This window comes from Staphylococcus simulans (assembly GCF_002902285.1).
Taxonomy (GTDB): domain Bacteria; phylum Bacillota; class Bacilli; order Staphylococcales; family Staphylococcaceae; genus Staphylococcus; species Staphylococcus simulans.
Map to the genome: position 1 here is coordinate 1 of NZ_PPRU01000042.1, position 372 is coordinate 372.

Sequence of the window (372 nt, forward strand, 5' to 3'; positions counted from 1 at the left end):
CCCTTGACGGTACCTAATCAGAAAGCCACGGCTAACTACGTGCCAGCAGCCGCGGTAATACGTAGGTGGCAAGCGTTATCCGGAATTATTGGGCGTAAAGCGCGCGTAGGCGGTTTTTTAAGTCTGATGTGAAAGCCCACGGCTCAACCGTGGAGGGTCATTGGAAACTGGAAAACTTGAGTGCAGAAGAGGAAAGTGGAATTCCATGTGTAGCGGTGAAATGCGCAGAGATATGGAGGAACACCAGTGGCGAAGGCGACTTTCTGGTCTGCAACTGACGCTGATGTGCGAAAGCGTGGGGATCAAACAGGATTAGATACCCTGGTAGTCCACGCCGTAAACGATGAGTGCTAAGTGTTAGGGGGTTTCCGC

At 52.2% G+C, this 372-nt stretch carries 1 rRNA gene; it reads left to right on the forward strand.

Going from position 1 to position 372, the window contains the following annotated elements:
- Positions 1–372, forward strand: a 16S ribosomal RNA gene (locus tag CD112_RS09860); the annotation flags it as partial.